We start from the raw sequence: 19,471 nt of genomic DNA, 5'->3' as shown, positions 1-19,471 counted from the left end.
CCGGCGCATGCGCCGAGTACGTCCCTTGCCCGTCTGACCAGGAGGTTTCATGCACTCCGATACCACCACCCGCGAACTGCTCCACGACCACACCAAGGTCACGAGACGGTTCGCTCTCGCCGACGTGGCACTGACGACGTTCGTCTGCCTCGTCTGCGCCACCGGAATCGGCATCATCACCGGTTCAGTTCTCGCCGCCGCGACAGGAGGACTGATCGTCGTCCTCGCCACGGCCCTGATGGTGGCAGCGGTATGACCGCGCCGAGACATCAGCGAAGCACCACAATCCAGGAGATCACAGTGTCGAACGACGTACTCGAGGCTGCACCGCCCGCACATCCGATTCCGCACCGTCACCCCGACGGACGCGAGGTTCTCGCCACCGCGAAAGGCATCCTCATCGCCACCCGCGGTTACGGCGACGCCGAGGCGTTCGAGGAGTTACTCGACGTCTCCCGGCATCACCACGTCAGCGTGATGCGGGCAGCGAAGTCGTTGGTGGAGTTGGCGACTCGGCGACAGCCGTGCCCCTCCGTGACGACGCCCGCACCGTCGTACGCCCTCGAGTTCAAGGAATGGACGACACTGCTGGCGCGGTGACACCGTTCCTGTCCGCCCGGGTGAGACGCTGGTAGCCCCGGTGCGTGAGCCATTCGAGTGGCCCCCGATCGAACCGCCGCAACCACAGGCGTGACACGACGATCAGCGTCGCCGAGACGGCACCGAACAACACGATGGTCGCCGGAACGACGGTGGCGCCGTTCAACCGGGCCGCGAGGCCGAATCCCCAGCCGTAGCAGACGATCGAGCACAGGATGTTCTGCAGCACATAGCAACTGAGGGCAGTGCGGCCGACTCCCGAGAGCGCCCGACCGGCCGGGCCGGGTTCGCGTCCGCCCGCGTAGCGGTGCGCGATCGCGGCGAGTAGCCCCAACGCCACCACCGGAGCGGTCCCGTACCTGCCGAGGATCAGGCCTGCGTCTCCGCCGAACAATCCGAGCGCGAAGTCCAGCGGAAGTGCGATTGCCAGGCCCGCGACCATCAGGCGCCGACGCAAGTCGCCGCGGTCCGGGTCGAGGACGCGCGCACCGTAGAGGTGTGCGCCGACGAGAAACAGGGCGATCGACAGCGGCAGGATGAAGAGCACCTCGAGCCGGAACAGCAACACGTGGTCGGCGCGGAAGACGACGAGATCCCAGAAGCTGCCGTCCGCATAGGGGTTCGGTGACAGCGGCTGGGGCTCCCGCGCGGGCGCCGAGGACAACGCTGCGACGACGAGGCCCAGCATCGCCGCGTGGACGGTTACCGCACACGCCATCCAGACGCGTTGCGCGCGAATGCCTGTGGTCAGGATGAACGCGACGATCAATCCGGTGAAGGCGTATCCGGTCAGGACGTCGAACTCGGTGAACAGCAGAAAATGCAGTGCTCCGTCGAGCATCAGCAGCCCCGCGCGCCACGGGTATCCGCCCGGCCACCGCCGGCCCTGTCGCTGCGCAGAACGCTGCTGGATGAGCAGTCCGACGCCGAACATGATGGTGAGCAGGCCGAGGAACTTGCCCTGCGCGAACTGCTGCAGCACAGCCTGCACCGGGGCCCAGCCGCCGGTGGCTCGTCCGGTGCCATCGATGTACCCCACCAGACCCTCGACGTTGGTGAAGATCCAGATGTTGGTGGCGAGAGTGCCCAGGATGGCCGCACCGCGCATGACGTCGAGCGCGGCATAGCGGTGGGAACTCGACAGTTGCGACGTCATACCTTCAGCCCCTCCAAGTACTTGTTAGTACGATCGTGCCAACAAGCGTTCATGCTAGCACGGTCGTGTTAACATGGCGGGGTGCCGAAGCTCATCGACCACGACCGAAGGCAGCAGGAAATCGCCGAGGCCGTGTGGCGGGTGATCCAACGCGAGGGCATCGGCGCCGTGTCCGTACGCGATGTGGCCGCCGAGGCCGGAATCTCGAGCGGATCGCTCCGACACGTGTTCGCCAGCAAGGCCGAACTCCTCGCCTATTCGATGCGGCTCGTCGCAACGCGTGTCCGCGAACGAGCACAGGCCCACGCGTCGATCACCGACCCGTGGCAGCGCGCCCTCGCGGTGCTGGACGAAGTCCTCCCGCTCGACGACCGCCGACGCTGCGAAATGGAGGTGAACCTCGCCCTCGTCGCGGAAAGCCCCGCCCATCCACTACTGAAAGACATCGCCCTCGATGCCCAACGGCAACTCCGTGGTGCCTGCGCCGCGATCCTGACCGGCCTCGCTCAGCGGGGCCTGATCGCGCCCGACATCGACGTCGACACCGAGGCGATGCGCCTGCACGCACTCGTCGACGGCGCGGCGATGCACGTCCTGCTCGGGGACACCGACACCCCGGAAACCGCTCAGCGGATGATCGCCGAGCACCTTCGCGCACTCGCCTGACCGGCGCGCTGCCGATCAACCGACCACGCGCCAGCACTGGACAGGTTCCACATCACGGCCGCCCACGCCGAGCGGAGACCTGATTACCGGTCCTCGGCCGTGACGGCGAGTCCGATGGTTCCGGTCTTTCCTCGGCGCAGGAGGCTGCCTTTCATCGTGAGCCAGCCGAGGATGCCGTACTTGCGGGCGATCACGTCCCTCGTGTGATCGGTGCCGGCGGCGTCGAGGATGACCGCGCGGGCGGGAACCTCGGGGCCTTTCGGCTTGCCGCGCGCATCGCACGCGGCCACCGTCACCTCCGGGTTGCGGCGGATGCGTTTGACCTTGTAGGAGTCGGTGACCGTCCACATCAGCAGGCGGTCACCGTCGGCGGCGGCCCACAGCGGTGTCGCCACCGCGGTGCCGTCTTTCCGAAACGTGGTGAGCAGGACGTACTTCGCGGACGACACCCGGTCGAATTCTGTGGTCACCGGCCCCATGCTAGACCGAACCGCGGAGCCGGACGGTTGCTCAGTCTCCTTCGAGTTCGCCTTCGGTCTCGAGGTACACCTGCCGCAGGCCGTCGAGGGTCTGCTGCTCGGGGTGCTCCCACATGTTCCGCTCGGCCGCCTCGAGCAGGCGTTCGGCGATGCCGTGCAGGGCCCAGGGGTTGGACTGTTCCATGAACTTGCGGTTCTGCTCGTCCAGCACGTACGACTCGGCGAGCTTCTCGTACATCCAGTCGGCGACGACGTTGGTGGTGGCGTCGTAGCCGAACAGGTAGTCGACGGTGGCCGCCATCTCGAACGCACCCTTGTATCCGTGGCGTCGCATCGCCTCGAGCCACCGCGGGTTCACGACGCGGGCGCGGAACACCCGGGACGTCTCCTCCGACAGGGTTCGGGTGCGCACCGACTCGGGCCGGGTGCTGTCGCCGATGTATGCCTCGGGCGACTTTCCGGTGAGCGCCCGCACGGTGGCGACCATGCCGCCGTGGTACTGGAAGTAGTCGTCGGCGTCGGCGATGTCGTGTTCGCGGGTGTCGGTGTTCTTGGCCGCCACGGTGATTCGACGGTATGCGGTCCGCATGTCGTCGGCGGCGGGGGCGCCGTCGAGTCCGCGGCCGTACGCGAAACCACCCCACGTGGTGTACACGTCGGCGAGGTCGGCGTCGCCGCGCCAGCTCTTGGAGTCGATCAGCTGCAGCAGCCCGGCCCCGTAGGTGCCCGGCTTCGACCCGAAGATGCGGGTGGTCGCGCGGCGTTCGTCGCCGTGCTCGGCGAGATCCGCCTGCGCATGTGCGCGCACGAAGTTGCTCTCCGCCGGTTCGTCCAACGCGGCGACGAGCCGGACGGCGTCGTCGAGCAGTGCCAGGACGTGCGGGAACGCGTCACGGAAGAAACCACTGATCCGGACCGTGACATCGATACGCGGCCGGCCAAGTTCCTCGAGGTCGATCACCTCGAGGTTCACCACGCGGCGACTCGCCTCGTCCCACACCGGGCGCACACCGAGGAGCGCGAAGACCTCGGCGATGTCGTCTCCGGAGGTGCGCATCGCGGATGTGCCCCACACGGACAGACCCACCGAGCGCGGCCACTCTCCGTGATCGGACTTGTAGCGGTCCAGCAACGATTCGGCCATCGCCTGGCCGGTCTCCCAGGCGAGCCGGGACGGCACGGCCTTCGGGTCGACGGAGTAGAAGTTGCGGCCCGTCGGGAGCACGTTGATCAGCCCGCGCAGCGGCGAACCGCTCGGCCCGGCGGCGATGAATCCGCCGTCGAGCGCGTGCAGCACCTGGGCGATCTCGTTGTCGGTCTCGCGAAGGCGGGGCACCACCTCGGTGGCGGCGAAGCGCAGGATCTTCGCGACGGTGGCGTCGTCGGTGAGGGTGTCGGCGGCGTCCGGTTTCCAGTCGGCGTCGTGCATGCCCTGCACCAGTGCGTGCGCCTGCTGCTCGATGTCGTCGACGCGGGTACGGGATTCGTCGCCGTCCTCGCTGAGGCCGAGCGCCTCGCGGAGTCCGGGGACGTTCTGCTCGCCGCCCCACATCTGCCGGGCGCGGAGCATCGCGAGCACCAGTTCGACCTCCGCGTCGTCGCGGGGTGCGGCACCGAGGATGTGGAGGCCGTCACGGATCTGGACGTCCTTGATCTCGCACAGCCAGCCGTCGACGTGCAGCAGCATGTCGTCGAACACGTCCTCGTCGGGACGTTCCTCGAGTCCGAGGTCGTGGTCCATCTTGGCGGCGCGCATCAGCGTCCAGATCTGCTGACGAATGGCCGGCAGCTTGGACGGGTCGAGCGCGGAGATGTTCGAGTGCTCGTCGAGTAGCTGCTCGAGCCGCGAGACGTCGCCGTAGCTCTCGGCGCGGGCCATCGGCGGGATCAGGTGATCGACGAGGGTCGCGTGGGCACGGCGCTTGGCCTGCGTGCCCTCCCCCGGATCGTTGACCAGGAACGGGTAGATCAGCGGCAGGTCGCCGAGTGCGGCGTCGGTGCCGCACGACGCGGACATGCCGAGTGTCTTGCCGGGCAGCCATTCGAGGTTGCCGTGCTTGCCGAGATGGACGACGGCGTCGGCGCCGAAACCGCCGGCGGCGGCGTCCGCGGCGATCCACCGGTAGGCGGCGAGGTAGTGGTGGCTCGGCGGTAGATCCGGGTCGTGGTAGATCGCGACCGGCTTCTCCCCGAATCCGCGCGGCGGCTGCACCATCAGCACGAGATTCCCGAACTGCATTGCGGCGATGACGATTTCACCGGCGGGATCCTGCGAGCGGTCGACGTACAGTTCGCCCGGCGCCGGCCCCCAGTGCTCCTCGACGCCCTCGCGCAGTTCGGCGGGCAGCGCCGAGAACCACTCGCGGTAGCGGGCCGCGGAGATCCGGATCGGGTTGCCCTCGAGCTGCTCCGCGGTCAGCCAGTCCGGGTCCTGGCCGCCGGCGGCGATGAGGGCGTGGATCAGCGCGTCGCCGTCCTGGGCGGCGAGACCCGGCACGGAATCCGGTCCGTCCGCGGGGCCGAGGTCGTATCCGGCGGCCCGCATCTCGGTGAGCAACCGGATCGCGCTGGCCGGCGTGTCGAGACCGACGGCGTTGCCGATGCGGGCGTGCTTCGTCGGGTACGCCGACAGCATCAGAGCGATCCGGCGGTCGGACGCGGGGATGTGCCGGAGCCGGGCGTGCCGGACGGCGATGCCCGCCACCCGGGAGGCGCGCTCGGCGTCGGGTACGTAGGTGGAGAGACCGTCCGCGTCGATCTCCTTGAACGAGAACGGCACCGTGATCAGCCGGCCGTCGAACTCGGGGACCGCGACCTGGGTGGCGACGTCGAGCGGCGACAATCCGTCGTCGTTGGACTCCCACGATTCACGGCTGCTGGTCAGGCACAGTCCCTGCAGGATCGGCACGTCCAGCGCGGCCAGCGCGGCGACGTCCCACGCCTCGTCGTCGCCACCGGCCGAGACGCCGGCCGGCTTGGTGCCGCCGGCGGCGAGCACGGTGACCACCATCGCGTCCGCCCGGCGCAGCGTGTTCAGCAACTCCGGTTCGGCGGTGCGCAGCGACGCGCAGAAGATCGGCAGCGGGGTGCCGCCCGCCGCGACGACGGCGTCGCACAGCGCCTCGATGTAGCGGGTGTTCCCGGCCAGGTGCTGCGCGCGGTAGTAGAGAACGGCGATCGTGGGGCGGTCCGGGTTCCCGTCGGGAGCGAACGGCGCGACACCCCAGCTCGGCAGGTGGACCGGCGCCTCGAAACCGTGACCGGTCAGCAGCACGGTGTCCGACAGGAAGTGGTGCAGTTGGGCGAGGTTGTCGGCGCCGCCCTCGGCGAGATAGTTGTGTGCCTCCGCCGACACACCGGCAGTGACCGTCGAGCACTCCATCAGCTCGGCGTCCGGGGCGTGCTCGCCGCCGAGGACCACCACCGGCAGTCCGCTGGCGAGGACCGCGTCGAGGCCCTCCTCCCACGCCCGCCGGCCACCGAGGATGCGTACCACCACCAGGTCGGCGCCGTCGAGCAGTCCCGGCAGATCCTCCTCGACCAGCAGCCGTGCCGGGTTGGCCCAGCGGTAGTCCGCCCCGCTGGCGCGTGCGCTGAGCAGGTCGGTGTCGGAGGTGGAGAGCAGCAGGATCACGTGTGGAGCCTTCCTGGGGGTGTCGCGCCCCGTGGCGGTGGTTCTGTGCGGAACCGTAGGTCGGAGGACGGCAGGTGAGGGTCTGGCTCGCCCACCGGTTTCGGCGGGCTCACAGTGGCGCGACCGCACCGGATTTTCACCGGCTTCCTCTCCTGCTGTCGCAAGTGCTGGTGATGCTACCCGGGGCCGGACGTAACCTGGGACCATGGTCGACTCCCGTTCCCGCCCCGACGCATGCCCCGGCGCGCTGCAGGTCCACCGGGCCGCCGACGGTGCCCTCGCCCGGGTGCGCCTCCCCGGAGGTGTGCTGACCTCCACCCAGCTGCAGACCCTCGCGGAATCGGCCCGCGACCTCGGAAACGGCGAGATCGAACTGACCTCCCGCGGCAACGCGCAACTGCGGGCGGTCCGCGATCCGCAGGAGTTCGCCCGCCGCCTCGCCGACGCGGGCCTCCTGCCGTCGGAGACCCACGAGCGGGTCCGCAACATCCTCGTCTCGCCGCTGACCGGCCGGATCGGTGGTGTCGCGGACCTGCGGGATCTGGTCGACGAACTCGACCGGACGTTGTGCGCGGACGCCGCGCTGGCGGACCTGCCCGGCCGCACGCTGTTCACCCTCGACGACGGACGCGGCGACGTGTCGGCGCTCGGCGGCGATTTCGGCGTCCATGCGGTGAGCGAGACGGAGGTCGCCCTGGTCCTCGCCGGTCGCGACAGCGGTGCCCGGATCGCGGCGACGGAATCGGTGGCGGTGCTCCTGGACGCCGCCCGCGTCTTCCTGGAGCTGCGCGATCGGCACTGGCGGCTGTCCGAGATCGCCGACGGGGTCGAACGGGTCCTGTCGGCGTTGACGCTCGCACCGACCGCCGACCCGGTGAGCGGGTTCGCCGACCATCGGCCGCCGATCGGGTGGCTCGACCACCCGGACGGCAACGTGACCCTCGGCGGCGGCCTCGCGTTCGGGATCCTCGATGCCCGGCTGGCCGAGTTTCTCGCCGCGGTCGAGAAGCCGGTGATCGTCACGCCGTGGAAATCGGTGTTGCTGTGCGATCTCGACGAGTGGTCCGCCGAGCAGGTGGTCCGGGTCCTCGCCCCGATGGGCCTGATCTTCGACGAGAACTCGCCGTGGCTGAACGTCAGCGCCTGCACCGGGCAACCCGGCTGCGAGAAGGCGCTCGCCGACGTGCGATCCGACGCGCGGGACGCCGTCGCGAGCGGCGAACTCCCGGTGGAGGGCCGGCAGCACTGGTCGGGCTGCGAGCGGTGCTGCGGGCGGCCCAAGGGTGAGGTCGCCGACGTCGTCGCCACGGAGACGGGTTACCGGGTGGAGGAGCCGTGACCGCGGTGCCTCTATCGTGAGCGGATGATCGAGTACATCCGAGACGGCGCGGAGATCTACCGCCAGTCCTTCGCCACGATCCGCGCCGAGGCGGATCTCAGTGCCTTTCCCCAGGACGTCTCGCAGGCCGTGGTCCGCATGATCCACGCGAGCGGTCAGGTCGACCTCGTGGACGACGTCGCGTTCACCCCCGGTGTCGTGAAGGCCGCCCGCGCGGCGCTGGCGGACGGCGCCCCGATCCTGTGCGACGCGCAGATGGTGGCGGCAGGCGTGACCCGGAAGCGTCTCCCCGCGGACAACGAGGTGCTCTGCACGCTGCGCGACCCCCGGGTCCCCGTGCTGGCGGAGCAGATCGGGAACACCCGCTCGGCGGCCGCGCTCGAATTGTGGGGCAGCAAACTCGACGGTGCCGTCGTCGCGATCGGCAACGCCCCGACCGCATTGTTCTACCTGCTGGACATGATCGAATCCGGTGCACCCCGGCCTGCCGCGATCGTGGGCGGTCCAGTCGGGTTCATCGGTGCGGCGGAGTCGAAGGAAGCGTTGATCGAGCACCCGAGCGGACTGGACTATCTGGTGGTCCGCGGCCGCCGGGGTGGCAGCGCCATCACGGCTGCGGCGCTGAATGCGATTGCGAGCGAGATCGAATGAGCTCCGACGAGCGGGTGACCGGCAAACTGTGGGGCGTCGGCATCGGACCGGGCGACCCGGAACTGGTGACGGTCAAGGCCGCGCGGGTCATCGCCGAGGCCGATGTGGTGGCGTTCCACAGCGCCCGGCACGGCAAGAGCATCTCCCGCGCGGTCGCGGCGCCGTACCTGCGGGACGGCCAGATCGAGGAGCACCTCGTCTACCCCGTCACCACCGAGACCGTCGACCACCCCGGCGGGTACCAGGGGGCGATGGACGAGTTCTACGAGGAGGCGTCGCAGCGACTCGCCGCCCACCTCGAAGCCGGCCGGTCGGTCGCGCTCCTCGCCGCGGGCGACCCGCTGTTCTACAGCTCCTACATGCACATGCACAAAAGGCTGGCGCAGCGCTTCGAGGCGGAGGTCATTCCCGGGGTCACGTCGATCAGCGCCGCCTCCGCCGCGCTGGCGATGCCGCTCGTCGAGGGCGAGGAGATCCTCACCGTCCTGCCCGGAACGCTGCCCCGCGGCGAGCTGACGCGGCGCCTGCGGGAGACCGACGCCGCCGCGATCCTGAAGCTCGGACGCACCTACCCGGCCGTCCGGCAGGCGTTGAAGGACTCCGGCCGCATCGACGAGACGTGGTACGTCGAGCGGGCCAGCACGACCCGGCAGAAGATCGACGCCGCGGACGACGTCTCGGACAGCGACGTCCCCTACTTCTCGATCGCCATCGTGCCCAGCCCGTCGAACGCGCACCGCGACGACGCGGCACCGCAGGGCGAACTCGTCGTCGTCGGGCTCGGTCCCGGCGATCAAGCCTGGACGACACCGGAAGTGCAGCACGAACTGTCGCTCGCCACCGACCTCGTCGGCTACGGCCCCTACATCGACCGGGTCCCCGAACGTCCCGGCCAGCGCCGTCACTCCAGCGACAACCGCGTCGAGGCCGAACGTGCCGCGATGGCACTCGACCTGGCCAAGAACGGGGCCCGCGTCGCCGTCGTGTCGTCCGGTGACCCGGGTGTGTTCGCGATGGCCGCCGCGGTGCTGGAAGTCGCGGCCGAGGAGCAGTGGCGCGGCGTCCCCGTGCGCGTCCTGCCCGGCATGACCGCCGCGAACGCCGTCGCGAGCCGGGTCGGCGCACCCCTCGGGCACGACTACGCCGTCCTGTCGCTGTCGGACCGGCTCAAGCCGTGGGACGTGGTGGCGCAGCGCATCTCCGCGGTCGCGAGCGCCGACATGGCCTTCGCCGTCTACAACCCCGCGTCGAAGTCACGCACCTGGCAGGTCGCCGCGATGCGCGATCTGGTTCTCGAGCACCGCTCCCCCGACACCCCGGTGATCATCGGCCGCGACGTGGCCGGCGCGCAGGAGTCGGTGCGGGTCGTGCGGCTCGCGGACCTCGACCCGGCCGAGATCGACATGCGGTGCCTGCTCATCGTGGGCTCCTCCATGACGACCGTCGTCGAGAACGAACGCGGAACGAGGGTGTTCACGCCCCGGCGTTATCCGGGCTGAGTACCTCAGTCGACACGGCCGGAGCGGAGTTCGGTCACCGCGATCCGGGCGGCGTGCCCGATCGCGGCATCGACCACAGGAAGCACGGGATCGGTTCGGGCGGCGCGAGTGAAGACGGCGACCGCGACGGGAGTCTCGCCGGGAAACGTCACGACGGCCACCTCGTTGCGGATGGCGCCGATGGTCCCGGTCTTCCCGGCGACGTCCACCTCGGAATACGGGAACCCGGACCGGATGCGGTGCTGCCAGATCTGCGCGGACATCACGTGCCGGACGAACTCGCCCTGCGGACCGGGCACCGCGCTACCGGTCCAGATCGCGTCGAGAAGCGAGGTCATCTCCCGCGGAGTCGTCGCGCTCGCATACGACGGGTCGTAGGCGGACACGGTCCACGCCTCGTCGTTGTCGGCCATTGCCGCGAATGCTTCGGCGGTGGTGTGCGCGTGGGCGTCGATCACCAGGCTGCGGTGCGCATCCGCTGTGCCGCCGATGATGCGCGTGCTCGTCATGTCCAACTCGGACAGCGCCCGCTCGACGCTCTCCAGTCCCACCTGCCCGAGAACGAGGTCGGCGGCGGCGTTATCGGACACGGTCATCATCGACAGCGCCAGATCCCGCCAGCTCAGCACCACGGGATCCCGGAACGTCGACACCCCCGTCGGCCCCGGAGTGCAGTCGGCCGGATTGATCCGGACGGTCGCGGTCGGCGACAACTCCCCGGATGCGAAAGCACGGCACAGGGCTACGAGTAGCGGAAGTTTGTAGACCGACGCCAGAACCACGAGGTCGTCCGCGCCGACCGCGATGTCACCCCCGTCGTCGATCGGGGTCCCGACGCGGCGGGCGTGCAGCCATCCGGTGCACCCGGCGTCGGCGAAGACGTCACGGATCCGCTTCTCCGCCGACGCGGTCATCGATCGGCCCTCAGCAGCACCCGGTCGAGGGCGGCAGCGGACGGTGCGACGTCGGCCCCGGAGCGCCAGACGATGCGCAGGCGCAGCGCGAGATCTTCACGCAGCAGATCGACCCAGGTCACACCCGGCATGACCGTCGGTGCCGTCGCCGTCACCCCGAAATGACCGCCCGCGGCCACGTGCGTGAGAATCTCTCGCGGACCCGGTGCGACCACGATGTCCGGGTCCGCACCCCGGGCCCGCCACAGGTCGACGAACAGGTCATGGGCAGGCGGATTGTCCGACCGTGGACCGGTGGCGAGGGCCAGTCCGCGCAGCATCCGGACCTGCGCCTTCCTCGCGACCGCCGCCGGGTGGTCGTCCGGCACCACCACCCACCGTCGAAGCTTCAGCACCGGCCCGCTGTCGACGCCGGTGAGCAGAGCGGGATGTTCGACCACGGCGACGTCGAGACTGCCCGTGCGGACGGCGTCCACCAGTTCGGTGGTGGACGCCGTGGTCGTCACCACCCGGGTGGGCCGGGCCTCGTCCGCGTCGCGAAGAGCACGGACACACCGCACCACCACACCGTCGGCCACCGAGTGCGGGACACCCCACCGCACCACCGCATCGCGACCGCCGGCGATGCGGTGCGCCTCGTCCTCGAATCGGGCCGCGTCGGCAACGAGAAGCCGCGCACGCGGGAGCAATTGGCGTCCGGCATCGGTGAGCCCGACTCCTCGGGCACTGCGCTGGACCAGCTCCGCGCCGAGTCGCTGTTCGAGCCGCCGCACTCCCTGTGACAGCGGCGGTTGCGTCATACCGAGCCGGGATGCGGCGTTGCCGAAATGTCCCTCTTCCGCAACGGCGACAAAGAAACTCAGGTGGCGGAGCAGATCCATGGCGACCATTGAACCAGTTCCGACCGCCCCCGTCGGGCGACCCCACCGATTCCCGGGCACAAAACATTGCCCTGAACTGCGGCGATAGCGCACCCGACTCGCGACCACGCCGCTGTCGTCTTTGCGCTATGAGTGTCCGCATCCGACATTGGATCCATGCCCACATACCGAAATCATCCGAAGCCCCGGCGCACCGGTCGTCGCGGTGCCGTCACTCTCGCGCTGGCGCTGCCCCTGCTGCTCGGGGCGTGCACGGCCACCGCGGAACAAGCCCAGCCCACCACGTCGGTGGTTGCGGCGCCGGATCGGCGGCCCCTCGACGCGACGATCGACGCCCTGGAGGCGCAGCACTCCACGCGGATCGGAGTGACGGCAGTCAATCCCGCGACCGGCGAGGTCTACAGCCACCGGGGCGACGAACGGTTCGCGATGTGCTCGACGTTCAAGGCCTACGCGTCCGCCGCGGTCCTGCGCAAGACCGAGGACGGGTCCACGTCACTCGACAAGACCGTCGTGATCGAACCCAGCGACCTCGTCGAGAACTCGCCGGTCACCGCCGCTGCGGCCGGCACCCCGATGACCTTGGCGCAGATCGCCGAAGCAGCGCTGACGCAGAGCGACAACACTGCCGGGAACTACCTGCTCCGGGAGATCGGCGGTCCGCAGGCGGTCACCGACCTCGCCCGAGACGTCGGAGACGGGAGCACACGGCTGGACCGGTGGGAGACCGAACTCAACACCGCATTCCGCGACGACCCCCGGGACACGACGACACCGAACGGCCTCGCGCAGGGTTTCCGTGCACTGCTCCTGGGAGACGCCCTCGACACGGCCAGCCGTGACCAGCTCCTCGAGTGGATGCGGGCGAGCAAGACGTCGGACAAGAGAATGCGCGCCGGTCTGCCGACCGGATGGACTGCCACCGACAAGACCGGTGGCGGCGGCTTCGGCACCGCCAACGATGCCGGTGTCGCGTGGAGTCCGGACGGCGCGCCCATCGTCCTCGCCATCCTCACCGACAGCCTCACGAATCAGGAAGACGCGCAGGGAAACAACCAGGCGATCGCCGACACCACCGCGGCCGTCATCAAGGGCTTGACTGCACCGTGAGCCATCTGAGCAAGGGCAGGAACGAACGGGCGACGGCAGTCTCGTGTACCGGTACCGAACGTCGCTCTCGACTGCACAGATGGGGCAATCGATGGTGCGTCGACGGACGGAGCGAGCTGTCGCTAGCTCACGACGTCGTGACTGCGCACCACCCGGCGCAGAGGCCTTCCCGTCGTGGCGACGCGCCGCCCGGCCACCGTCAACATCGGGCGCGGAATTCCGATGCCCATCACCGGCACGCCCGTCACATACCCTTCCCGGTAAAGATAATTCGACGCATCGGCCACCTCGTCCCGAGTCAGGGGCGAGGGCGCCCAGCCGACCGTCTCACCGATGGCATCCGCGTCCAGAATCGGACTTCGGTACCCTTCCGTAGCCTTCGCGAGAAGCCAACGCAGAACAGCGTCACGAACCGCCCATTGACGATCGGTAGCTGCATTCACATTTCAGTCCTCCGGTAGATGCCGTTGATGCTTGCATGCACCATAGCCACCGCACAGGAATAAGCAAGTTCGTGAGCGTTCCTGCGGTTCTTGGGATCTCACGGATGATCGCTTCCGACACGGCACCCCGTTCGAGACGGATGCCGAAGTGGACTTATCCACTTTCCTGGGTATGGTCAGGATCAGTTCGTGGTGGCCACTCGAAGATGGAGCGACAATGGCTGACAAATCCGCCGTCAAGAGCTCGAAACAGTCCGCACGCGCACTCAGGGAGCGCCGGGCAGAGAAGCGGGCGAAGGCCCAGGAGTCGACGAAGATCATCCGAAAGAGGAAGGGCTGAAGCCGCATTGAAGATTCACGACGTGCTCAGCTGGCGATGAAGAGCACCACCGTCCCAATAGTCGGTGCTGGTAATGATGCGGTTGCCTTTCACTTCCAGCATCTGCACTCCGGCCAGGTGCACACTCTGCCCTTTCGGCTCGTACGGGCCCAGGCGGCCATTCAAGTGACCGGACAGTGCGTAGGTCACCGCCGCACGGTTGCCATCGATGAGCGTGTCATCGAGGCTCCATTGCGCGTCGGGAAATGCTGCGAAGAGCCCGGCGAGACCGGCGGCGATCTTCTCCGGTGTGCGATGGTCCGCGCCGGCTGCGATATCGCGGTGCCGACATAGCGGAGCGTAGAGCTTCGCGACGTCCGCGGGGCGGTGGTTGTTGTATGCCGTGTACAGATCGGTCACGATCTGGGTGAGTGAGTTCATGATCAGTGTCTCCTTTACTTGGCAGCCTTCGACGTGGGGGAAGTCTTTGCCGTCACAGTGATTGGGGAAGCTCTCCGTTCCACGCATCGCGGAGGAGAGAGCGAATCGGTCGCAGATCCAGCGGCCGAGGACTGACAAGATTCCCGGCCACGGCCGCTTCCGCGACTGCATCGATCTGGTCCCGCGTGATGCCGATGGCTCGGAGCCCTGTCGGTGTGCCGACCGACCGGGCCAGCGACAAGACGTTGTCGGCGAGTGTCGTCGGGTCACATTTCATCGCCTCGGCCACACGGGCGATGGTGTCAGGGATCGCAGGTTCCAGGTACCGGATGACGTAGGGCAGGACGATCGCGTGGGTTTCGGCGTGGGGGGCGTCGCACATTCCTCCGAAGAGATGACACAGCGCGTGATGCACACTGGTACCTACCGTGCCCAGCGCGATGCCGGCCAGGCAGGCGGCGAGGAGAACCTCTCCACGGGCTGCAAGGTCGGTTGTGGTGTACGCCCGGCGCAGGAAGCTCTGGAGTCGGCCGGCACCATCGAGAGCCAGTGCGTCAGTGATCGGGTCATGGTTCGTCGCCCACAGGGCTTCGGCGCAGTGGGCCAAGGCGTTCATCCCGCTGGGGCCGACGATCGAGGCGGGCAGCGCGGTCAAGAGCCGCGGGTCGTAGACGACGATCTTCGGCAGGGCCGCAGGATCGCGGGCGGTCTTCTTGACCGTTCCGCTGGTGAGCCCGTAGATGGGCGTCATCTCGCTGCCGGCGTACGTGGTGGGGACCGCGACCAGGGGGAGGCCGGTACTCACTGCGACCGCTTTGCCGAGTCCGACGGTGCTGCCGCCGCCGATGGCGACGATCACGTCTGTGTCGGCGGTGCTGGCGGCGACTGTGGCGCGTTCGGCCAGATCGCGGGGTACATGCTGTCGAACTTCGTTCCACTCCAGTGCCATTCGATGGCCTAACGCGGACCGTCCGGGGACCGCAAGTTTCGGCTGGCGGGCCGAGACGATGAGCATCGCTCTGCGCAGGCTTCCGCCGTCCAGTTCCGGTGCCAGCTGGGCCAGTGCCCCGTCGCCGAAGACTATTCGACCGGGCAATGTTGTTCGAGTGAAAGCTATGGGGCTTGGCATGTCGCGCTCCGAAATATCCTAGGACACTGAAGGTTCCGCCCTATTCATCGATGAACTCCACTCGTGGCGTGGCACCCACCACTGCTGTCCGGTCGGCGTCGTGAACTGACGCCGACGCCCGCCCGTTGCGGGTTCGACAATATTCACTCATTCCAGGTCGTCCGGTCCAACGGATGTCACAGATGCAATACATCGCTGGTGCCGATAGTGTGGACCAGATGAAGGATCTCCGCAGTGTCGACCTCAACCTGCTGGTTGATCTCGATGCCCTGCTGAGCACGCGAAGTGTCACCGAGGCTGCACGACGGTTGAATTTGAGCCAATCTGCGATGAGTGGCTCGTTGTCGCGGCTGCGGCGATTGTTCGACGATCCGCTCATGGTCCGCAACGGCCGAGTCCTCGTCCTCACCCCCGCGCGGAGGCCCTGATCCCGCCGGTGAAGGAGATCCTGCACCAGATCGACGGCGTCTTCGCAGAGAGCGACGACTTCGATCCACGCACAACGACCAGATCGTTCTCGATCAGCGCATCGGACTATGCGACGGCGGTCGTTCTGGCGCCCCTGCTCCGCGGACTCGCCGACGACGCCCCGAATGTCACGGTGAACGTGCTGCCCCGCTCCCCCGACGTTCCTGCTGTTCTTCGCCTCGATTCCGCCGACCTTGTCATCGAACCCCGAGAGATGATGGGCGACTCGCCACTGCCCGGCGTCTCACTGTTTTCCGACCGCTGGGTATGCATGCTCGACGGCAGCATGCACGAACCGGCAGTGTTGGCTCGACTCGAGCGCGACCATTATCTGCAGCTGCCCCATCTCGTGTATTCCATCGGCCAGGACAGGCAGTTGAACTACGCCGATCGCCATCTGGCCTCACTCGGGGTGCGAAGGCGAATAGAGCTCACGGTCGAAAGCTTTCTCATGGCGCCCCTCCTCATCCGCGGCACATCACTCGTCAGCTTGGTCCTCGAACGGGCCGCTTCCATGCTGCCGCTCGACGGCCTACGCCTCGTCGATCCGCCAATTCCGGTGCCGGGCATTACCGACGCGATGTACTGGAATCCGCGCCACAGCGAAGATCCGGGTCATCGGTGGCTTCGACAGCGCCTCGCCGACACCGCAGCCCGCCTCACCCCGACCGGAGACGTGTCGTAACGGGCGCGAGCGTTGAGCCCGTCTAGACAATTGCGGCACGGTCCTGCACCCCGACATATCGGCGCGGCCGATATTACCCATCTGCCACATCTGTTGGACTGAATCCGGATGGGGTTCTAGCGTTCTTCGTGTCAGGTAGATCACAGCCTTCCGCTCACACGGCGCAGGCCGCTCCACTCCGCCGACCGTGGCCGGGGCGCGTGAACGGCCGGGTCTAACCACCACTAACCCTGTTGGGCTGATGGGATCCGGTCCTGACCGAGTGCAGTCGGGTCGAAAGGTCACCGTACGCGCGCTCGCGGCGTCCGGGCTCATTTGTTGCGCGGCGTGTCCGACACGGCGGGCGACTCGAAAGTCTTGGGCGCCATGGAAACCCGTTTGCTCGTACATGAACTGTGGATTCGGCAGAGGCATGGGCTACGTGACCTTGACGCTCCCGGTGAAGAAGAACGGGGCCATATTTCCGAAGCATTAATTGATTTTTCAGTCCGCTCGATCAGGCCGGGCCGGGTATGTCGATCCGACGCGGACTGGAGGACGAGCACATGGCAGGTATCGCGTCGAAGGTTCGACAAGGCCTAAGAGACCCTTTCGGCAGACGAGCTCGCGCAGGCCCCGATCGCCGCGCTTCAGGGTGTGAGCGAATCCGACGCCGAACACCTCGAGGCCGCCTTCAACATCAAGACGTTGGCGGATTTGGGCACCAACAAAGTCCTTCCTCTGGGCGCAGGCCGTCGCCGAACTGGCGGAATCAAGGGCACCACCAGACTGCGGGGGTATTTCGTTTGATGAGTACCGCCCCGCTCCCTGCGAAGGTGTTGTGTCCGTCGATCGGTTCAGCCTCGGTCGCCAACGCAGAAACACGTCGCAGTCCGAACCGGGCTCGGCACCAGCCATGTTCGGCGATGTACGTTCGCCCGAGCCGGTCGGTTGTCGCGGCGTCGGACGAACCGGATTGGGCGGATCCACGTCCCTACACGTCGATTCGGGAACCCATGATCACCGTCCGCTCGCCCGGCAGGCGGAAGTACTCGGCAGCGTCGCCCGTGATGTAGGAGGCGGCGATGAACAGGCGCTTGCGCCATGTTGCCATCGTCGGTGCCGTCCCCATCGCCAGTTCGATCTTCGACAGGAAGTAGGAGGCGTCCTCGATCGCGATCGGACCCTCGGTGTCGGCGGGGTCGAGCAGGCGCAACGCGTCCGGGATGTTAGGCGTTTCCATGTACCCGAAATACACTGTCACGAGGACGATCCCGTCTTCGGCGTAGCCGCGGCGATCGACCTCCGTCCGTTCCGTGTCCGGTACGCGCGGCACCGGCAGCGCCGAGTAGGCGCCGGTGATCACCGCCTGAGAGTCGATCACCGTCGCAGCGGTGGCCAGTAGCACCATCGGCAACCGCGCCCAGCCCGGGGCGAGCAGGAAGAACGGGCTACCCACAGCGCCCTGGTCACCGAGAAGCAGCGCACCCTGGCCGAGGTAGCTCAGCACGCACGCCGGCAAAACCAGCAGCAGCCAGCCCCGGGTGATCGCCGGCCGTCCGAAATGGCCCATATCGGCATACAGCGCCTCGGCACCGGTGACCGCGAGCACGACCGCGGTTAACGCGAAGAACGCGATGCCGAAGTGCCCGAACATGAAGTTCAGCGCATACGTCGTCGAGAGCGCCCGCAGGATTTCCGGATGTCGGGCAATGCCGGCCACACCGCACGCACCGATCGACACGAACCAGACGAACATCACCGGCCCGAACAACCGACCGACCGCCGCCGTGCCGCGCCGCTGCACGGAGAACAATCCCACGATGATCACCGCCGTGATCGGCACGATCAGCTCCTCCAACCCCGGCTGGACGACCTTCAGGCCTTCCACCGCGGACAGCACGGAAATCGCGGGTGCGATCACGCTGTCGCCGAAGACCAGCGCGGCGCCGAAGACACCGAGCCCGGCCAGCACCGCGGTCACGCGACGGCCCCCCCGCGCCACCGCGGCGCCGCAGCAGCGTGATCGGGGGCATGATCCCGCCCTCGCCGTCGTTGTCGACGCGCATCACCAACAGAACGTAGGTCACGGTGACGATGATCATCACCGACCAGAAGATCAGCGACACGACGCCGTAGACGTTGTTCGTGCTGATCGGCACCGGGTGCGGGTCCTTCGGGTTGAAGACCGTCTGGATGGTGTAGATCGGGCTGGTCCCGATGTCACCGAACACGACACCGAGTGCCCCAACCACCGCGGCGGCCCGAAACGTTTCCCGACCGTCCACCGCACGAACCGGCGGACTACCTCCGGACTCAGTGGCCACGGTGCGCTCCTCGTCTGCAGGTCCGGCTCCCATTGTCGTCCTGGAGGCGCTAACCGCGGAATATCGAGCACCTCTCCCTGCGTGTCGCGGAAGCCAGGCACGCGCACAGCGCGAGCTGGTGGAGTTGTCCGGCACACAGTCCCACTCAGCTCACCTCGGCCGCCCAGGCGATCACCGCCTTCGACACCGGTTTGCCCGAACGCGGGGCATTTAGGACAGCGCCTCGTCTTCACGGTCGCTGACATCGACCACCACGCGGTCACCGCCGGGGGCGGCCTCGAACATGACCATGACGCCGGCAAACCGATCCCTTGCCGCGCGTATACGCGGCAAGCACGTCCTCGACGCGCGGATCGCCGGCGGCCCGATCTCGGGTGCGGTCGAACAGCGCCGCGAGGGGACGCTCCCCGGGAGCCGGTCGTGAGCCCGCTACCGGGGCACTGCATCCAAGCTGATGACTGCGAACGTTTTTTCAACGCGAGATTGATGCGTGCTCAGAGATCGGTCGCGAGTCACTCCAGGTGCCACCGCCACCACCGTGAGCCACGTCCGGGCATTTGCGGCTCGCGGCTCGTCCAGGACTGCCAATGACCAGCACCAGCCGGCAAGTTTCACGGGCTACCGCGGTGTTCGCGAGGGAGGGACGTTCCGTGCGCGCTCAAAGCGAAGCCAAGGAAAGTGCAGTCGCCGGTTGTCCTGCTGACCGCTGGCGGCGGGGTAGCCTTGCCCACCGTCTGCGCAGCTCCGCAAT

General features: G+C 67.9%; 20 protein-coding genes, 1 pseudogene and 1 riboswitch. Of the genes and pseudogenes, 12 read left to right on the top strand and 9 right to left on the bottom strand.

Translation table 11 applies throughout. From position 1 onward, the window contains the following. Window positions 1-49 precede the first annotated feature (49 nt). Window positions 50-256 (top strand): hypothetical protein, encoded by a 207-nt coding sequence (locus tag HGB39_RS25830; RefSeq protein WP_005246380.1) that lies wholly within the window; start codon window positions 50-52, stop codon window positions 254-256. Further along, a complete protein-coding gene (locus HGB39_RS25825; RefSeq protein WP_005573632.1) occupies window positions 253-600 on the top strand; it encodes an ANTAR domain-containing protein in 348 nt (115 codons plus the stop codon). Before HGB39_RS25830 ends, HGB39_RS25825 begins: the two co-directional genes overlap by 4 nt. Here the strand turns inward: HGB39_RS25825 and HGB39_RS25820 are convergent. Then, window positions 569-1,756: a DUF418 domain-containing protein gene (locus tag HGB39_RS25820; RefSeq protein WP_005573630.1), complete on the bottom strand. Its 1,188-nt coding sequence runs from the start codon at window positions 1,754-1,756 to the stop codon at window positions 569-571. The two genes, HGB39_RS25825 and HGB39_RS25820, sit on opposite strands and share 32 nt — an antisense overlap. Window positions 1,757-1,837: 81 nt before the next feature. Here HGB39_RS25820 and HGB39_RS25815 point away from each other — a divergent pair, with 81 nt between their 5' ends. Further along, entirely contained in the window at window positions 1,838-2,422 is a 585-nt protein-coding gene (locus HGB39_RS25815) for a TetR/AcrR family transcriptional regulator (RefSeq protein WP_005573628.1), read from the top strand. Window positions 2,423-2,505: 83 nt separating this feature from the next. Here HGB39_RS25815 and HGB39_RS25810 read toward each other — a convergent pair whose 3' ends face one another. Continuing rightward, window positions 2,506-2,901: a PPOX class F420-dependent oxidoreductase gene (locus HGB39_RS25810; RefSeq protein WP_005260695.1), complete on the bottom strand. Its 396-nt coding sequence runs from the start codon at window positions 2,899-2,901 to the stop codon at window positions 2,506-2,508. Window positions 2,902-2,932: 31 nt separating this feature from the next. Beyond that, on the bottom strand, window positions 2,933-6,535 hold the full coding sequence (cobN, locus tag HGB39_RS25805; protein ID WP_005573626.1) for a cobaltochelatase subunit CobN: 3,603 nt from the start codon (window positions 6,533-6,535) through the stop codon (window positions 2,933-2,935). A gap of 56 nt (window positions 6,536-6,591) precedes the next feature. Beyond that, window positions 6,592-6,734, bottom strand: a riboswitch (cobalamin riboswitch). A 6-nt stretch (window positions 6,735-6,740) separates the two neighbouring features. On the opposite strand from cobN, the gene cobG reads away from it, so the two are divergent. Genes cobG through HGB39_RS25790 form a run of 3 tightly spaced genes read left to right on the top strand, consistent with a single transcriptional unit; the run spans window position 6,741 to window position 10,024 of the window. Further along, the gene (cobG, locus tag HGB39_RS25800; protein ID WP_168442957.1) at window positions 6,741-7,874 is read left to right on the top strand and encodes a precorrin-3B synthase; all 1,134 of its coding nucleotides are present in this window, start codon (window positions 6,741-6,743) and stop codon (window positions 7,872-7,874) included. 24 nt (window positions 7,875-7,898) lie between these two features. Further along, complete coding sequence (locus HGB39_RS25795) at window positions 7,899-8,525, top strand: precorrin-8X methylmutase (RefSeq protein ID WP_064080971.1); 627 nt, start codon at window positions 7,899-7,901, stop codon at window positions 8,523-8,525. Continuing rightward, the gene (locus tag HGB39_RS25790) at window positions 8,522-10,024 is read left to right on the top strand and encodes a precorrin-2 C(20)-methyltransferase (RefSeq protein WP_064080970.1); all 1,503 of its coding nucleotides are present in this window, start codon (window positions 8,522-8,524) and stop codon (window positions 10,022-10,024) included. Before HGB39_RS25795 ends, HGB39_RS25790 begins: the two co-directional genes overlap by 4 nt. 5 nt (window positions 10,025-10,029) lie before the next feature. Here HGB39_RS25790 and HGB39_RS25785 read toward each other — a convergent pair whose 3' ends face one another. Further along, window positions 10,030-10,938 (bottom strand): serine hydrolase, encoded by a 909-nt coding sequence (locus tag HGB39_RS25785; protein ID WP_005562012.1) that lies wholly within the window; start codon window positions 10,936-10,938, stop codon window positions 10,030-10,032. Next, complete coding sequence (locus HGB39_RS25780; protein ID WP_005562010.1) at window positions 10,935-11,828, bottom strand: LysR family transcriptional regulator; 894 nt, start codon at window positions 11,826-11,828, stop codon at window positions 10,935-10,937. Before HGB39_RS25780 ends, HGB39_RS25785 begins: the two co-directional genes overlap by 4 nt. Window positions 11,829-11,975: 147 nt before the next feature. On the opposite strand from HGB39_RS25780, the gene bla reads away from it, so the two are divergent. Next, window positions 11,976-12,929 carry a class A beta-lactamase gene (gene bla, locus HGB39_RS25775; protein ID WP_005562009.1) on the top strand — a complete coding sequence of 318 codons (954 nt, stop codon included), beginning with the start codon at window positions 11,976-11,978 and terminating at the stop codon, window positions 12,927-12,929. Window positions 12,930-13,051: 122 nt separating this feature from the next. Here bla and HGB39_RS25770 read toward each other — a convergent pair whose 3' ends face one another. After that, a complete protein-coding gene (locus HGB39_RS25770; protein ID WP_054246461.1) occupies window positions 13,052-13,372 on the bottom strand; it encodes a hypothetical protein in 321 nt (106 codons plus the stop codon). Between the two features lie 217 nt (window positions 13,373-13,589). On the opposite strand from HGB39_RS25770, the gene HGB39_RS39645 reads away from it, so the two are divergent. Next, a complete protein-coding gene (locus tag HGB39_RS39645; protein WP_005260704.1) occupies window positions 13,590-13,712 on the top strand; it encodes a hypothetical protein in 123 nt (40 codons plus the stop codon). A gap of 15 nt (window positions 13,713-13,727) precedes the next feature. Here the strand turns inward: HGB39_RS39645 and HGB39_RS25765 are convergent, their stop codons facing one another. Continuing rightward, window positions 13,728-14,132, bottom strand: coding sequence for an ester cyclase (locus HGB39_RS25765; RefSeq protein ID WP_005562007.1), 405 nt, complete (start codon window positions 14,130-14,132; stop codon window positions 13,728-13,730). 52 nt (window positions 14,133-14,184) lie between these two features. After that, window positions 14,185-15,228 (bottom strand): maleylacetate reductase, encoded by a 1,044-nt coding sequence (locus HGB39_RS25760; protein ID WP_005562005.1) that lies wholly within the window; start codon window positions 15,226-15,228, stop codon window positions 14,185-14,187. A gap of 251 nt (window positions 15,229-15,479) precedes the next feature. Between HGB39_RS25760 and HGB39_RS25755 the strand changes: the two genes are divergently transcribed. The 3 genes from HGB39_RS25755 (at window position 15,480) to HGB39_RS40290 (ending at window position 17,203) form a co-directional block, all read left to right on the top strand. Continuing rightward, the gene (locus tag HGB39_RS25755) at window positions 15,480-15,689 is read left to right on the top strand and encodes a LysR family transcriptional regulator (protein ID WP_162276272.1); all 210 of its coding nucleotides are present in this window, start codon (window positions 15,480-15,482) and stop codon (window positions 15,687-15,689) included. Between the two features lie 8 nt (window positions 15,690-15,697). Next, window positions 15,698-16,414, top strand: coding sequence for a LysR substrate-binding domain-containing protein (locus HGB39_RS25750; protein ID WP_005562000.1), 717 nt, complete (start codon window positions 15,698-15,700; stop codon window positions 16,412-16,414). A 636-nt stretch (window positions 16,415-17,050) separates the two neighbouring features. Next, window positions 17,051-17,203 carry a hypothetical protein gene (locus HGB39_RS40290; protein ID WP_376744848.1) on the top strand — a complete coding sequence of 51 codons (153 nt, stop codon included), beginning with the start codon at window positions 17,051-17,053 and terminating at the stop codon, window positions 17,201-17,203. Window positions 17,204-17,387: 184 nt separating this feature from the next. Here HGB39_RS40290 and HGB39_RS25740 read toward each other — a convergent pair. Further along, a pseudogene (locus tag HGB39_RS25740) lies at window positions 17,388-18,681 on the bottom strand (KUP/HAK/KT family potassium transporter). A gap of 322 nt (window positions 18,682-19,003) precedes the next feature. Between HGB39_RS25740 and HGB39_RS25735 the strand changes: the two are divergent. After that, window positions 19,004-19,144 carry a hypothetical protein gene (locus HGB39_RS25735; RefSeq protein ID WP_168442956.1) on the top strand — a complete coding sequence of 47 codons (141 nt, stop codon included), beginning with the start codon at window positions 19,004-19,006 and terminating at the stop codon, window positions 19,142-19,144. Window positions 19,145-19,471: the final 327 nt, after the last annotated feature.

Source organism: Rhodococcus opacus, assembly GCF_012396235.1.
GTDB lineage: Bacteria > Actinomycetota > Actinomycetes > Mycobacteriales > Mycobacteriaceae > Rhodococcus_F > Rhodococcus_F opacus.
This window is presented reverse-complemented; position numbering and strand designations above follow the sequence as displayed.